We start from the raw sequence: 12,752 nt of genomic DNA, 5'->3' as shown, positions 1-12,752 counted from the left end.
TGGGCGGCGATAGAGGGGGCGTCAAGCGATGGCTACTGTGCAACCTCGGCGCCGTGCCCCAGCGGCAGAGTGATTTCCTTGTCGACCGGGCTGTCGTCATCGTCACCGACTTCGGCCAGAAAACGTTCGGCCTCCAGCGCGGCCATACAGCCCATACCGGCGGATGTGACCGCCTGACGGTATTTATGGTCGGTCAGATCGCCCGCGGCAAAAACGCCGGGGATGGAGGTTTCCGTGCTGTCGGGTTTGGTCACGACATAACCGCCCATGTGGGTTTCAAGCGTGTCCTTGACCAATTCGTTGGCGGGCGCATGGCCGATGGCGACAAAGACGCCTTTGCACGGGATGTCGGTGATTTCGCCGGTTTTGGTGTGTTTGACTTTCACACCTTCAACGCCCAGCGGGTTTTCACTGCCGTAGACTTCGTCAAGTTCGTGGAACCACAGGGGCACGATTTTGGGGTTCTTTTCCAGACGGTCGATCAGGATCTTTTCCGCGCGCAATTCGTCGCGGCGGTGGATCAATGTGACCTTGGAGGCAAAGTTGGTCAGAAACAGCGCTTCTTCGACGGCGGTGTTGCCGCCACCGATCACGACAATTTCCTGACCGCGATAAAAGAAGCCGTCGCAGGTGGCACAGGCGGACACGCCGAAGCCTTTGAATTTCTCTTCTGTCTCAAGCCCCAGCCATTTGGCGCGCGCACCAGTGGCAAGGATCACGGAATCGGCCACATAGGTCGTGCCGCTGTCGCCTTTGGCGTGGAACGGGCGGCTGGACAGGTCCAGATCAGTGATGATGTCGCCGATGATTTCGGTGCCCATTGCTTTGGCGTGGGCTTCCATGCGGATCATCAGATCGGGGCCCTGAACTTCGCTGTCGCCGGGCCAGTTTTCGACTTCGGTTGTTGTGGTCAACTGACCACCCGGTTCGATGCCTTGTACCAGAATGGGCTCCACCATGGCGCGGCTGGCGTAGACGCCTGCGGTGTATCCCGCAGGGCCGGAGCCGATGATCAGAACCTTGGTTTTACGTGTCTCGGCCATCTGGCACCCCCGATAAATATGTTTGCGGCCCGCCTGATATAGACGCGCAGGTCGCCATCTTAAACCCCCCTCAACACCTGCTGTATTGGGGGAGATGCCCGCCCCTCTGGCAAGAGGGCGAACGCGTGCTAGATAGAATATTGCGCTGAGGCGTAATAATATTGCGCCTGCCCGCGTCGCTGTTATAAGAATCGCAAATTCAAAGAGGAAATTCGATGGCAGGTTTACGGCTTGATCCGATTGACCGGAAAATTCTGGCCGAGTTGCAGGCAGACGGACGGATGACGAATGTGGAGCTGGCCAAAAGGGTCGGGATTTCCGCGCCGCCCTGTTTGCGCCGTGTGCGTACATTGGAAGAACAGGGTTTTATCCGTGGTTATCACGCCGATGTCGATGTGCGCGGATTGGGGTTCGAGGTGCAGGTTTTTGCTATGGTCGGTTTGCATTCCCAAGCCGAAGCGGACCTGAGCGCCTTTGAACAGAAATGCCGCGAATGGCCGTTGGTACGCGAGTGTCACATGCTGAACGGCGAGGTCGATTTTGTGCTGAAATGTGTGGCACCGGACCTGTCGTCGTTCCAAAGCTTTCTGACCGGTGACCTGTTGACGACGCCAAATGTCGAAAGCGTCAAGACGTCATTGGTGATCCGCTGTGCTAAAGATGAACCCGGCGTGCCGTTTGACGTGCTGGAAAAGCGGCTTGAAGTGGCCCCCTGACGGAGGGAACAGAGGGCCATCGCGCAGGTGATCCGCTAGATCGCGTCGACCCCGGTTTCTTGTTCGGGTGCACGTGGGTGCGCCAGGGGGCCGAAATCAGTGGTATGGCTGATCCGGGGAAACATGCCCAAAAACCGGTCGCGCAGCGATTGTGATGCGTTTTGGGTTGCCTTGGCACCGGGGTGAAATGTTTCCATTTCGATACCGCCGGCACGGATCGCGGCATGGCGTTCAAGACAGATGTGGAACAAGCGAACGGGCGTCGGAGGGACCACCTCGATCACATTCACACCATCAAGAAATTCGCGCACCGGTGTCAGCATACGTTTTTCGCCTGCCTCCGAACGCAGGTGATGCGGCGTGTGCAGGATACGCGCGGCGGGGCCAACGGTCAGGAATGAATTGGGGCGGCCCGGACCAAAAGTATCTGCCATAATGCGCATCAAGGGCATCCGGCGGCCCGCATCCGCGGGGACAAAGCTGCTTGACCCGATCCACACCAGTTTGGCGGGTTCACCGGTGGAGGTGTTCACCATATCGCCCGGTTGCAGGTCCTCGACGGCCACATCGCCGTGTGGTGTCGCAATCAGGGTGCCCCTTGCGAAAGCGGAAAACGCATTCTCGAACAAGGGGATGGCGGGTGCCTTGTCTTGGCCGATGTAGAGGGAATCGTCACTGCGCAAGGCGGCAACCTCAAAGCTGCGCATCGGCATTTTGGTGGCTGGCAACAGGCCCCGCGCAGAAGGCGCGGAAGGTGCAAAGCCACGCATATTCGCGGCAGTCGAGGTCGGGCGCGAGCCCATAGCAGCAGTCAGTGTCATGCGATCACCTTTTGTCAGGTTGGTCACATCCGTGTTGGCCCCCACCAACAAGCACGGAAATAACAAATGTCATTTCGTTCTTCGTTGGGACCTAAATCACCTGATCTGCCCGCCATTGTCAAAGTTTGAACAACATTGAGACCGCATTTTGCGCCAATTCGGGCGTCTTTCGCCTTTCTGTTTCCTTAATTTGCCGCAGTGCCGCCACATTCCGGCACAAAAACAAAACCCCGCGTGCGAATCAACGCAGGCAGGGTTTGTTCGTTTTCCGTCAGATTTTGACGTTCGATGGTGGCACCAAGCTACTCATTAACCCACGAACCTTGGAGGAGGTTTGTCCGGGAAGAGGGGGGCGGCAATGCGCGGGAGAAACGCATTGCCTTAAGCGGAGCGGCGCTCCACTTTGATGTCGTTGCGTTTCGCGATGAAAGCTGCGCGCCGTTTGCCGCGCGTCCATGGCATAACTGTTTCTTCTTTGGCAGCTGCTGCGACGATGCCTTTGATGAAGCGTGTGTTGGTTTTCATGGCTCAATCCTCGATGTGTCTGGTTGCGGGCTTTTGTGCCCTTTGCTTGAGGATGAATATGACGGTTCAATCGGGCCGGTTTTTGACGGCGGCGCAGGTATTCAAAAAAACTTCGGGAAAATTTAAGGCAGATTGTGGCGGGCCTGCCCCATTTCGCCAAAGCCCTTTTTCTTATGGCGATCTCGTGCCGGGCGCTGGCTAATCCTGTCGATAATTCAGGATTGTTTCCAAATTAGCGGCATTCAATCGGGCGGCAGCGGGGCAAATTCCGCCCCAATTGCGCCCAGATCTAAAGGGTGATGGCCGCAATCAACCGGCCATAGTCGGCTTCTTTGGCGTGGGTGGTGCGGCGATAGGAGTAGAATCGGTTCGCATCCGCGTAGGTGCAATGGCGCGTCCACTCGGCCACGCCGACACCCGCCGCGCGCAGACGGCTCAGGCCAAAGCCGGGCAGGTCGAAGAGCATCCGGTCGCCTTTCCCTTGCGCAAAGAACCGGTCGAAGCCCCTGTCCTGAGCAAGGAAGTCTTCGAAAAATTCGGGGCCGACCTCATAAGCGCCCTGACTGATGCAGGGACCGATGACCGCCGCGATATTCTTGCGATCGGCACCCAGACCTTCCATCGCGTCGATGGTGGCATCAAGGACGCCATCCAGCGCACCGCGCCATCCGGCGTGGGCGGCACCGATGACACCTGCCTGCGGGTCGGCAAAAAGCACCGGCTGACAATCGGCAGACAGCACCGACAGGGCGACGCCGGGGGTCTTGGTGACCATTGCGTCCGCTTTGGGTTTGTCAGGCATCGGGCCGGTCACGTCGATGACAGCGGCGGAATGGATTTGATGCACCCCAACCAGATGATCGGCCGCCACGCCCATGGCTTCGGCCACACGGGCGCGGTTGATATGCACGATGTCGGTCTGGTCGGTGCTGCCGTAGCCGCAGTTCAAGCCTGCAAAAACGCCCGAGGACGCACCGCCGCGGCGCGTGAAAAAGCCGTGTCGGGTGGTGCCGAGGTGATCAGAGGTCAGGATTTCGAGTGTCATGGGTCCACTCCGGGAGGGGGGGCACCGCCTTGCGGATAAAGTGCCATTACCTTGAACAGATTTCCCATTTCTGTGGGGTGCGTCAACCGGTGATGCGCCGCGATATGGGATTGCAACGCCGCACCGGTCAGTTTTGCGGCAAGGTTTTGCGCACGCTGTGTAATGCCGAGGCGTTCCAGAAACACCCCTTGGGGGGTGAGGGCGGAATGGGCGCAAGAAGGCGCGGCCTGCGCGATGGCTTCGAAATCGACATGCGCCGTCAGATCCGCATCGCCGGGGCAGTCCAGCGGCGATACCTTTTGGTGTTTGCGCAGCGCCTGCAAGGTATCGCCGGTCTGGTGCCAGTCGCCATAATCGATGATCAGCGCCATACCGCCATGCGCGGTGATGCGCGCAGCAACAGCGTCCATTACCGGTGCAACAGCCGCGCAGCTTTCGACAAGATCGCCGTCTGTGGTATCCGCCAGACGCGCGTTGAGGGCCGGTTGCGGTTGGGCGGGCGCAAGGCCGAAGGTCAGCGTTTTGTCCTCCAAGCCCACCTGCCGTTCCCGCCAGCCGTCGCCATCGCGCAGAAACTGGCGGATTGGCAGGGCATCGAAAAATTCGTTCGCGATGAGGTAGAGGGGACGTTCCGGCAGGTCCTCTGGCGTGTCGGCGAAGGCCAGCTTGTAACCGGCCAAGTTTTCGGTCTGGATCTTGCGCAGGGGGGGCGAGGCCTCAATCAAGGTGATTTGCGCCGCTTCAACGAATCCCGGTACAGCGCGACAGGCGCGCAGGGCGTCCGCCATTAAAGTGCCGCGCCCCGGTCCCAGCTCGGCCAGGGTGAAGGCGGCCGGTGATCCCTGATCCAGCCAGGTTTGCGCAATGCAAAGACCGATGAGTTCCCCGAACATCTGGCTGATTTCCGGCGCGGTGATGAAATCCCCACCGGCGCCGAAAGGATCGCGGGTGGTGTAATAACCCATGCTCGGATGCAGCAGGCAGGTGGTCATGTATTCGTCGATGCGCATCGGCCCCTGTGCTGCGATCCGCGCTACGATGTGGTTGTGCAAGCTCATGCCGAACGGCGGGCCCGCAGGATAAAGAACAGCCCGACCAGCACCATCGGAATGCACAAGAGCTGCCCCATGGTCAGCCCGTAGCCGCCTGATTGCAGCGCCAGCCCCAAGGGGTTGCCGTCCGATACGAACTGGGCATCGGGCTGGCGCACGAATTCAACAAGGAAGCGCGCCGCGCCATATCCGGCCAGAAACACGCCCATCACCAGACCGGGCAGTTTGAAAGCACCGCGCCGCCAGACCAGCCAGATCAGGACTGCGCCAAGGACGAGCCCCTCAAGCAGGGCTTCATAAAGCTGGGAAGGGTGACGGGCGCAGAGGCCGACAATGTCGGGGCAGTATTGCGCGGCCTGCGTGGGAAACGCGACGCCCCATGGCAGATCGGTCGGGCGGCCCCAAAGCTCGGCGTTGATAAAGTTCGCGATGCGTCCCAGAAACAGACCGGGGGCAAGGCCAAGCGCGACCAGATCGCCCACGGAAAGGGTTTCCAGTTTGTAGCGTTTGGTGAAAAAGAAGGCGGCCAGAATGACACCGATGGCCCCGCCGTGAAAGGACATGCCGCCCTCCCAAAGTTGCAGCACGCGCATGGGATTGGAGAGGTAATAGCCGAGTTGATAGAACACGACATATCCCAGCCGCCCGCCAAGGATTACGCCAAGGATGACCCAGAACAGCAGATCCTCGATCTTGCCGGGGGTCATGACGGGTTGATCATTGCGCCACAAGCGCGGCGTGCGCGCGGCGGCGACAACAAGCCGCCAGCCCAGCAGAATGCCGACGATGTAGGCCAGCGCGTACCAGCGCAGGGTAAATACCGTGCCGAACAGGGTGACGGAAAATATCTCGGGCGAGATATCGGGAAAGGAGAGTATTGCGTTCATAGCGGTGATTGAGACGGGTTGTCACGGGATGTCAACCTTGCCTGAGCGCGCCCGAGACCCCATATAGGGATCGAGCAACGCCCGGAGGCCAATATGCAAACCCGTAACAAGTTTTTCGACGACATGTCCCAGATGATGACAAACGCAATGGGCGTGGCGCAGGGGGCCAAAGACGAGGCCGAGAATGCCCTGAAAGGCATGATGGACCGCTGGCTGGCGGATCGCGATTTTGTGACCCGCGAAGAGTTCGATGCGGTGCGTGCGATGGCGCAAAAAGCGCGCGAAGAGAACGAAGCGCTGAAGGCGCGGCTGGATGCGATGGACGCGTCCAAAGGTTAATGCGCTGCTGCGGCGCGGGGAAACGCGGGCCGCAGCAAGCAGTTGATCCCGTGCTTTTGAGCTTAACAGCACGGTGAAGTCGGACGCCGGAACGCCCTATATGGTGGTGTTTTCGGGTGATCTGGCGCTTTCTCCACAAGATATTGCAGTTATCCCCAGAAAAGGGGGTTGCCAGATTGGCACCCTAGGCCCACCATATCTTGTATGGGCGGTTGGGTGACCAACGGCCTGTTGTGGAGGCGTCCAAGTTTGGTGTGGATAACCGCGCCGGATCTGGAGACAAAAACAGAGGTGTCAAAATGGCCCTGACCGAGCAGTACCTTGAAGAAGAAATCCATCCGATTGATATCGTCGAGAATTTGGCGGCCTATCACGACTGGGACTTTGACCGGATATCGGATGAACAGATCGCCATGTCCGTAGAGGGGCAATGGCGGACATATGCCATCACGCTGGCGTGGTCGGCATATGATGAAACGCTTCGCCTGATCTGCACATTCGAGATGGACCCGCCGGAAGAAAAGATGGCGGGGCTGTTTGAATTGTTGAATGATGTGAATGACCAGTGCTGGGCGGGTGCGTTCACCTATTGGGCAGAACAAAAGCTGATGGTTTACCGGTACGGGCTGGTGTGTTCCGGCGGTGTGGACGCCAGTGCCGAACAGATCGACACAATGATCGGCGCGGCGGTGATGTCGGCGGAACGGTATTATCCGGCACTGCAATTGCAGGTCTGGGGCGACAAGACACCGAAAGAAGCCCTTCAGGTCGCCATTGCAGAGGCCTACGGGCGGGCGTAACACTTTCCCCTGACATAACGGGGGAAATCACATGAAAGACAGTCGTATCGCCGCACAGGGTCTGGTCCTTTTGGGCTGTGGCAAGATGGGATCAGCGATGTTGGCGGGTTGGCTGGCGCGCGGATTGCCGGCAGCGTCGGTTTGGGTTGTCGATCCGTTTCCATCCGACTGGCTGCGCGGAACCGGTGTGCATTTGAATGCGACATTGCCTGCCACGCCGGCCATCGTTCTGGTTGCGGTCAAACCGCAGATGATGGCGGATGCCTTGCCCACATTGCAGGCGATGGGCGGCGGCGAGACCGTATTCGTGAGTGTCGCGGCGGGCACAACGATCCGCTATTTCGAGGAAACATTGGGCGCAGGCACCCCCGTGGTGCGGGCCATGCCAAACACGCCCGCGGCGATTTCGCAGGGCATTACCGCGATTGTAGCCAATGATGCGGCGGGGGCGGCGGCACTGGATGAGGCTGAAGCCTTGTTAAGTGCTGTTGGGCAGGTAGTGCGCCTGAGCGAAGAAGCGCAAATTGATGCGGTGACAGGGGTCAGCGGGTCGGGACCGGCCTATGTGTTCCACATGATCGAAACGATGGCGGCGGCAGGGGAGGCCGAAGGGCTGCCCGCTGAACTTGCAATGCAGCTGGCCAAAGCGACGGTGGCGGGTGCGGGGGCACTGGCGCAGCAATCAGACGAAAGCCCGTCGCAATTGCGTGTCAACGTGACCTCGCCCAATGGCACGACACAAGCGGCGCTGGAGGTTTTGATGAACGAGGCGGACGGTTTTCCGGCCCTTTTGCGCCGTGCGGTCAAAGCGGCGGCGGATCGTTCGCGGGAGCTGGCAAATGGGTGATCTGGCGTTTGATGATTTCCTGAAGGTAGATATTCGCGTGGGCACCGTGGTGCGGGCAGAGCCTTTTCCAGAGGCGCGCAAACCGGCGATCAAGCTGTGGGTGGATTTCGGACCGGAGATTGGCGAACGCAAGACATCTGCGCAGATCACTGTGCATTATGATCCCGAATCGCTGATCGGCCGGCAGGTGATGGCGGTGGTGAATTTCCCGCCCCGCCAGATCGGACCGTTTATGTCCGAGGTGCTGGTATTGGGTGTGCCGGACGCAGACGGCGCAATTGTGTTGCTATCGCCGGATCAAGATGTGCCAGATGGCGGACGGATGCATTAACGCCACTGGCTGTTTGCCCCGATGCTATTCGCCCTTTGTCGGTGTGTTTGGTCGCCAGATCAAGGAACAGCGCAATGCGTTACCCTGCGCCTCTGAAAGGCATCGCCATGCCCTCTTTTTGATCAACTTTTTCAAATTGAAACATTGGGGGACGCAGGAAACGTTGGTTTAGGCGGGGTCGCCAACCGCTTCGCGCCAATGCCGCCGGCATAGGGAGACATAGGTTTCATTGCCACCGATTTGCACCTGCGCACCGTCTTTCAACACCTCGCCGCTGGCGTCCGTGCGCACCACCATCGTGGCCTTCTTGCCGCAATGGCAAATCGTGCGGACTTCGCGCATTTCATCTGCCAGCGCCAGAAGGGTGGCCGAACCGGGGAACAGTTTGCCGCGAAAATCTACCCGCAGGCCGAAGCACATGATCGGCACGCGTAAATCATCCACCGCGCGGGCCAGTTGCCAAACCTGATCTGCCTCGAGAAACTGGGCTTCGTCCACAAAGACGCAGGCGCAGGGGCCAGCGTCAAAGCGTTGTTTTAATTTGGCAAACAGGTCCTCGCCGGGGCCGTATGTATCGGCGTCTTCACCAATGCCGATTCGCGAGGCAATGCGCCCGTCGCCGGCGCGCCCGTCAAATTGCGCCGTCAGCAAATAAGGCACCATGCCGCGCTCGACATAGTTGTGGGCCGCCTGCAAAAGCACGGTCGATTTGCCCGCGTTCATGGTGGAGTAATGAAAGTAGAGTTTTGCCATAGCCGCCTGTTACGCCAAAAGGCAGGATCTGTTCAAGACAACACCAAGCCTTGTGCGGTGACCTGTGACTAGCCCGTACGCCACTCGCTGTTGGATATGCTGTGCGGAGCAAACCCGACAGGAGGACGTACGGACCTGTAATATCCCCGGCTTCTGCCAGGGTACTCATGAAGTCCCACCAACGTGGTGGGATGATTTGTAAATGACATTTACGCCCCAACCAATTAATGGGAAAAGCCAAGGGTCTTTCCCCTGCGGTGCGGTTCGGGGAAAGTAAGCGATGTTTGGGGAACGAGACATATGGCCAATATTGGCAGCTATCTGAAGAAACACACCGAAGCCTTGGTCAAGGACGTCGGAATCGAACCGGCCTGTGAGGTTACAGGCAAGTCAAAGGCGACGCTGGGGCGGTATTATTCCGACAATGACGAACATTCCGACCGCTTCATGCCGATTGATGCCGTGGCACAGCTTGAGCAGGTGTCAAGTTATCCGCATGTCACGGCGGCGCTGGCCGAGCTGAAAGGGATTGGCCTGAACTTTGAGGACCGGCGCGACAATGCTGAACGCAAGGGCGGGGTGAATTCGGATGTCATCGCCCTGTCACAACGGTTCGCGATGTTGATGGCGGAATATCAACAGTCGATGGAAGACGGCAAGATCAGCGTCAACGAGGCCAAGCGCCTGTTGAAAGAGACCACCATGTTGCAACAAGTGTTGGTGGACATGAAGCTGAACCTCGAGGACGAAAGTGACTGACGATCTGGAGGCTTTGCACGCGGATCAACTGCCGCAAATTGATGTGGATGCGCTAAAGGCGGCGGGTGATCCGGGGCATAAGCCGCGGATTTTGCTGCTTTACGGGTCGCTGCGCGAAACCAGCTATTCGCGCAAGGCCGCAGAGGAAGCGGCGCGGGTACTGCACTTTCTGGGCTGTGAAACGCGGATGTATGACCCGACCGGTCTGCCTTTGCCTGACAGTGTCGAGCCTGATCACCCTAAGGTCGCGGAGTTGCGTGAACTGGCGGTCTGGTCGGAAGGCATGGTCTGGTCCAGCCCCGAACGCCACGGCGCGATGACGGGGATCATGAAAACCCAGATTGACTGGCTTCCCCTGTCCTTGCAGGGCGGCATCCGCCCGACCCAAGGCAAGACACTGGCGGTGATGCAGGTCAGCGGTGGATCGCAATCGTTTAATGCGGTGAACCAGATGCGTATTCTAGGGCGCTGGATGCGGATGGTCACGATCCCTAACCAGTCCAGTATTCCAAAGGCCTGGCTGGAGTTTAACAGCAATGGACAGCTGCCAGACGGTCCGTTTTACGCGCGGATCGTCGACGTGATGGAAGAACTGGTGAAATTCACATGGATGGTGCGCGGACGTGCGGAGTATCTTGTGGATCGTTATTCGGAACGGGTTGAAACCGTCGCCGAAGTGCACAAACGGGTGTCGAAAAAAGGCGTTTAAGCCGCCCTTAACCGTGTTTCTGCACGATGACCGATCCCACGGAATACCCCGCCCCGAACGAACAGATCAAACCGGTATCGCCATCTGACAAGTCGTTGGAATATTTGGAAAATGCAATGATCGACCCTGCGGATGAGGTATTGGCGTAATCTTGCAGAATGTTGGGTTGTTCGCCCGCTTCCGGTGCCCGGCCCAACACTTTGCGGCCAATGAAATCATTCATCGACTTATTGGCCTGATGCAGCCAAAGCCGTTTGAGATCATCGGCTTGCACGTCATTGTCCGCCATATGTCCTGCGATATGATCCGCGACCATAGGCAGCACTTCTTTAAACACTTTGCGCCCGTTCTGCATGAACTGCATGTCACGCCGGTCGGCCACGCCATCTGGACGCGAACGGCGCAAAAAGCCGTTGTTGTTGCGGATGTTATTCGAGAACTCTGTCGCGCAACGGGTTGATTTTATTTCGAAATACGGCCCGCTTGCGTCTTCGGCCCGTTCGATCAATGTGGCCGTGGCGACATCCCCGAAAATAAAGTGGCAGTCGCGGTCGCGCCATTCCAGATGGGCCGAGCAAATTTCAGGGTTCACCACCAAGGCACTGCGGATCGAGCCGCTGCGCACCATGTCTGCGGCGGCCTGAATGCCGAAGGTCGCAGAGGAACAGGCGACATTCATGTCGAAGGCAAAGCCGTTGATTTGCAACAATTCCTGAATTTCGATGGCGACGGCGGGGTAGGCGCGTTCCAGATTTGACGCCGCGCAGATCACGGCATCCACATCGGCGGCTGTCTTTCCCGCTTGCGCGAGCGCCTTTTGTGCTGCGTCCAACGCCATTTCGGCCATCAGGCCGGGTTCGTCATCGCTGCGCTGACGCAACAAAGGGTGCATGACTTTCGGATCAAGGATGCCCGTTTTATCAATCACATAGCGCTGTTCGATTCCGCTGGCCTTGAAGATGAATTCTTCCGAAGAATAAGTCTTGGCAGGCAGTTCGCCGGTTGCAATCGCGTCTGCATGTTCGGCGTTGTAAAGGTCGACGTAGGCGTTGAATGCACGGACAAGTTCCGCGTTAGTGATGGTTTCGGACGGCGTGAAAACGCCGGTGCCTGTGATGGCTGGTGTATGCATGAGGACCTCTTGAGTTGGGTGATGATAGGCTTGGTCCCTTGTCCTTCGCAAGAGCGGACTGAACGGCAGCTAAGCGGTGATAAAGATTTAAGACTTCCGTGACATCGTGGCGCAACGGGTTGATTTGGGTTTGATAGATGCTGCGAATTATAACTGCGGCTGTCCTGATTTTGGGCGGCATTGTTCCGGTTTTTGCCCAAGATGCTGATGCGGTGCGCCAGTCCCTGTTGTTTGAACAGCTTCAGCGCGCCCAACGCATTGGGAAATCTGCGTGCATGGTTTTATCAGGCGCTGATTCCCAACTGCATTCGGACGCTACGATCGACAATGCAGTGGCGTTTACAGGTGTTATGGGCAGTATCATCGACGGTGATCCAGCGCTCGCGCTGCCACCAATGACCGCCGGCCCCCACCGGACCGTCCTGATCGAGATCGAGCGTTTTTCACGTGGGCTGACCCTGTCGGCGCAACAAGTGGCTGCGGGGGATATGCATGCGGTTCCTGTCGGGCTGATTCTGTCGCGTACGGGCCTTGTGGCTAACAGGTTGCACGCGACGTTGAAGGACATGCGTCAAAGCGGCAAAAGCATCACGGGGCCGTCCGCCAATGCGATTGAGATATTGCATCAACAAAATGCGCTGTTGGAGGAAATTCTGAAAGATTTTTGCCATCTGCGCCTTTCGATTGGCGGATCGGATGCCGCGGCGCATATTACCGACAATATGGCCTCATTCATGAACATGAACGCGGCGCTGATCGGCGGGGATCGCATATTGGGTTTGGAAAAGGCACCCAACATCAAGATCAAGATCACGTTGGGCCAGATCAACAGCAAATGGGTATCATTCGAAGGGCTGTTGAAGGCGGCGCTTGCCGGTGAGGAAATGGGTCTGCGCGATGCGCAACTGGCGTCGGTCATTGGTGAAACGATGTCACAACGCCTGACGAAGCTGATCGGGATGTATCAAGCTTTGTAAGGTGCCCCGAACTCTA

General features: G+C 58.3%; 16 protein-coding genes. 8 read left to right on the top strand and 8 right to left on the bottom strand.

The window, feature by feature from the left end; genetic code table 11:
- Positions 1–32: 32 nt before the first annotated feature.
- Complete coding sequence (trxB, locus tag Z947_RS0118325; protein ID WP_025045735.1) at positions 33–1,043, bottom strand: thioredoxin-disulfide reductase; 1,011 nt, start codon at positions 1,041–1,043, stop codon at positions 33–35.
- A 215-nt stretch (positions 1,044–1,258) separates the two neighbouring features.
- Here trxB and Z947_RS0118320 point away from each other — a divergent pair, with 215 nt between their 5' ends.
- Positions 1,259–1,759 carry an Lrp/AsnC family transcriptional regulator gene (locus Z947_RS0118320; protein ID WP_025045734.1) on the top strand — a complete coding sequence of 167 codons (501 nt, stop codon included), beginning with the start codon at positions 1,259–1,261 and terminating at the stop codon, positions 1,757–1,759.
- Between the two features lie 35 nt (positions 1,760–1,794).
- Here the strand turns inward: Z947_RS0118320 and Z947_RS0118315 are convergent, their stop codons facing one another.
- The 5 genes from Z947_RS0118315 to lgt form a co-directional block, all read right to left on the bottom strand.
- Positions 1,795–2,580: a Hint domain-containing protein gene (locus Z947_RS0118315; protein WP_025045733.1), complete on the bottom strand. Its 786-nt coding sequence runs from the start codon at positions 2,578–2,580 to the stop codon at positions 1,795–1,797.
- 381 nt (positions 2,581–2,961) lie between these two features.
- A complete protein-coding gene (locus Z947_RS22245) occupies positions 2,962–3,105 on the bottom strand; it encodes a hypothetical protein (protein ID WP_169737476.1) in 144 nt (47 codons plus the stop codon).
- A gap of 289 nt (positions 3,106–3,394) precedes the next feature.
- Positions 3,395–4,150 carry a peptidoglycan editing factor PgeF gene (gene pgeF / locus Z947_RS0118300; protein ID WP_025045732.1) on the bottom strand — a complete coding sequence of 252 codons (756 nt, stop codon included), beginning with the start codon at positions 4,148–4,150 and terminating at the stop codon, positions 3,395–3,397.
- A complete protein-coding gene (locus Z947_RS0118295) occupies positions 4,147–5,208 on the bottom strand; it encodes a class I SAM-dependent methyltransferase (RefSeq protein WP_025045731.1) in 1,062 nt (353 codons plus the stop codon). Before Z947_RS0118295 ends, pgeF begins: the two co-directional genes overlap by 4 nt.
- Positions 5,205–6,089 (bottom strand): prolipoprotein diacylglyceryl transferase, encoded by an 885-nt coding sequence (gene lgt, locus Z947_RS0118290; protein WP_025045730.1) that lies wholly within the window; start codon positions 6,087–6,089, stop codon positions 5,205–5,207. Before lgt ends, Z947_RS0118295 begins: the two co-directional genes overlap by 4 nt.
- Positions 6,090–6,182: 93 nt before the next feature.
- On the opposite strand from lgt, the gene Z947_RS0118285 reads away from it, so the two are divergent.
- The 4 genes from Z947_RS0118285 (at position 6,183) to Z947_RS0118270 (ending at position 8,406) form a co-directional block, all read left to right on the top strand.
- Positions 6,183–6,428 (top strand): accessory factor UbiK family protein, encoded by a 246-nt coding sequence (locus Z947_RS0118285; protein WP_025045729.1) that lies wholly within the window; start codon positions 6,183–6,185, stop codon positions 6,426–6,428.
- A gap of 299 nt (positions 6,429–6,727) precedes the next feature.
- The gene (locus Z947_RS0118280) at positions 6,728–7,228 is read left to right on the top strand and encodes a type III secretion system chaperone family protein (RefSeq protein WP_025045728.1); all 501 of its coding nucleotides are present in this window, start codon (positions 6,728–6,730) and stop codon (positions 7,226–7,228) included.
- A 31-nt stretch (positions 7,229–7,259) separates the two neighbouring features.
- Positions 7,260–8,075 (top strand): pyrroline-5-carboxylate reductase, encoded by an 816-nt coding sequence (gene proC, locus Z947_RS0118275; RefSeq protein WP_025045727.1) that lies wholly within the window; start codon positions 7,260–7,262, stop codon positions 8,073–8,075.
- Positions 8,068–8,406 carry a tRNA-binding protein gene (locus Z947_RS0118270; RefSeq protein WP_025045726.1) on the top strand — a complete coding sequence of 113 codons (339 nt, stop codon included), beginning with the start codon at positions 8,068–8,070 and terminating at the stop codon, positions 8,404–8,406. The genes proC and Z947_RS0118270 overlap by 8 nt, the downstream gene beginning before the upstream one ends.
- 168 nt (positions 8,407–8,574) lie before the next feature.
- Here the strand turns inward: Z947_RS0118270 and Z947_RS0118260 are convergent, their stop codons facing one another.
- On the bottom strand, positions 8,575–9,159 hold the full coding sequence (locus Z947_RS0118260; RefSeq protein WP_025045724.1) for a thymidine kinase: 585 nt from the start codon (positions 9,157–9,159) through the stop codon (positions 8,575–8,577).
- 300 nt (positions 9,160–9,459) lie between these two features.
- Between Z947_RS0118260 and Z947_RS0118255 the strand changes: the two genes are divergently transcribed.
- Positions 9,460–9,918: a hypothetical protein gene (locus Z947_RS0118255; protein WP_025045723.1), complete on the top strand. Its 459-nt coding sequence runs from the start codon at positions 9,460–9,462 to the stop codon at positions 9,916–9,918.
- The gene (gene arsH / locus Z947_RS0118250) at positions 9,911–10,627 is read left to right on the top strand and encodes an arsenical resistance protein ArsH (protein ID WP_025045722.1); all 717 of its coding nucleotides are present in this window, start codon (positions 9,911–9,913) and stop codon (positions 10,625–10,627) included. Before Z947_RS0118255 ends, arsH begins: the two co-directional genes overlap by 8 nt.
- A gap of 7 nt (positions 10,628–10,634) precedes the next feature.
- Here the strand turns inward: arsH and Z947_RS0118245 are convergent, their stop codons facing one another.
- Positions 10,635–11,759: a beta-ketoacyl-ACP synthase III gene (locus tag Z947_RS0118245; RefSeq protein WP_025045721.1), complete on the bottom strand. Its 1,125-nt coding sequence runs from the start codon at positions 11,757–11,759 to the stop codon at positions 10,635–10,637.
- Between the two features lie 137 nt (positions 11,760–11,896).
- On the opposite strand from Z947_RS0118245, the gene Z947_RS0118240 reads away from it, so the two are divergent.
- The gene (locus tag Z947_RS0118240) at positions 11,897–12,736 is read left to right on the top strand and encodes a hypothetical protein (protein WP_025045720.1); all 840 of its coding nucleotides are present in this window, start codon (positions 11,897–11,899) and stop codon (positions 12,734–12,736) included.
- Positions 12,737–12,752: the final 16 nt, after the last annotated feature.

The sequence above is a fragment of the Sulfitobacter geojensis genome (assembly GCF_000622325.1).
Taxonomy (GTDB): Bacteria; Pseudomonadota; Alphaproteobacteria; order Rhodobacterales; family Rhodobacteraceae; genus Sulfitobacter; species Sulfitobacter geojensis.
This window is presented reverse-complemented; position numbering and strand designations above follow the sequence as displayed.